This is a genomic window from Gordonia sp. DT30, assembly GCF_049844915.1.
Classification (GTDB): domain Bacteria; phylum Actinomycetota; class Actinomycetes; order Mycobacteriales; family Mycobacteriaceae; genus Gordonia.
Genome location: NZ_JBNCLY010000129.1, coordinates 1 through 221, shown reverse-complemented (window position 1 = coordinate 221; position 221 = coordinate 1). Strand labels below are relative to the sequence as shown.

1 protein-coding gene is annotated in these 221 nt (G+C 67.4%); it reads right to left on the bottom strand.

Annotated features, from left to right (window positions below; all coding sequences use genetic code 11):
* Positions 1 to 221 (bottom strand): HNH endonuclease signature motif containing protein (locus tag ACLQ3C_RS21730; protein ID WP_425707147.1); only part of this gene is annotated, 221 nt, incomplete at both ends.

Genomic DNA, 221 nt, shown 5'->3' with positions numbered 1-221 from the left:
TCGCCGACCATCCGATTGTGTTTCGGACACGCCGGGGCGAGGTCGTCGATGTTGGTCAACCCGCCCTTCGCGTAATCCAGGGTGGCGTGGTGGATCTCCGAATGCGCGGCCGGTTGCGAGCACCCGGGGTGTGAGCACACTTGGCCGTCGGGTTTGGCGAACAGGGCCATGCGTTGCCCGCGGCTCGCCAGCCGGGCGCGACCCAAATACAGGGGCACGGT